General features: G+C 40.8%; 1 protein-coding gene. It reads right to left on the reverse strand.

What is annotated here, in order from left to right; all coding sequences use genetic code 11:
- The coding region (locus tag FIM66_RS07965) for a porin family protein (protein WP_140600363.1) at positions 1 to 1,371 on the reverse strand (1,371 nt) is incomplete at both ends.

The raw sequence follows: 1,371 nt of genomic DNA on the forward strand, positions 1-1,371 counted from the left end.
TAAAACACCCACCCATAATTAAAAAACACTTTAAAATGGCTAGCCCCTTCATTAAAAACAAGAGAGTTTGTGTAACCATCACCGCTAGAAACGACGCTGGCTTTTCTTTGGATCAAAGGAATGCTAATCCCTACAGAATATTTAGAATGCTTATAGCGGTAGTTCAATCCGGTAGCCGCATCTAAATTGCCGCTTCCTTTGACTTTATTGAGCGCATAATAGCTGTTATACAAGCCCCTTAACCCCCCAAAGATACCAAAAGATGAAGAAAAATTCCTTTTGGTCTGAATGCCTATAGGGTTATTTTTATTGGAGTAAGTGGTGATGAAATCCACTAACAAATCTATCCCCCCACCATAGCTCAATTGCTGGACTTTTTGGTTAGCGGCTTTAGCGTAATTGTATTTGATGATGCCATAATAAGCTAATCCTATGAAATCATTAAAGTAGTTTTGATAGCCTATTTTAGCGTTAACCCCTAAAATAGGGCTTCTAAAACTTTGCGAAGCGCTTGAAGAATAGTGGTTGGTAACGCTAGAAGTGACAAAGGTTTTTTGAATGGTGCTGAGCATGGAATTGGCCAAATCTTGCGTGTTCAAACTGGCGTTTAGGTTGTAGTTTGTTTGGCTATTGAGATTAGCGAAATTGATCGGTAAAGCGTTTTGATTGATGAGCTGCTGCCAAACCGCTGCTGTTACCCCTAAAAACCCAGCCGGGACATCCGCACAATTGTGATAAATGGAATTAGGGTAGTTGCTAGGGAAAGCGGGCTGATTAGAACCCCCATAAAGCGAACACACATTATAGGGGAGGCCATCAGAATCTTTTGGTTTGCCATTATTATCCTTTTCCACTTGACCATCTTTCATCACCGGCACTCTTTGATAGGTCATATTCCCATTATGCCCATAGCCTTTGGTGTGGCTGAATTCATGCAAGATGGTTCTTAAATCCTCTAAATTGATGGTCTTAAGGTTGTTACCAAAGAGTTTTTTAGGATCTAAAGCAGAAGCTACTACCCCTAACTGGCCATAATGCTTGCCATCGTCATTGTTGCTAGGGGTAATATCGCTCCCAAGCCCTACAACCCCTGAATCCTTTAGAATAACGACATCAAGATCCGCTTTGTTTCTAAATTTATTGACAATGTCTTGTTTGTTTAACACATAACTTTTATTTTGAGGATTGACAAGCCCGTTTGTCCCAGGATTCACACAATCATTCTCTTTGCTGGTATCGCATTCCCCTCCGCCTTTGTTAGTGAATTCAAAAGGAGCGTTTAAGATCGCATCGCCCCAAGATTGGGAGTCTAAGACAGCGATCATGTTCAACATTAAATTAGTGAATTCTTCTGCGGTTTGTGGGGTGAAA

The organism is Helicobacter pylori, assembly GCF_006439795.1.
GTDB classification, from domain to species: Bacteria; Campylobacterota; Campylobacteria; order Campylobacterales; family Helicobacteraceae; genus Helicobacter; species Helicobacter pylori_CR.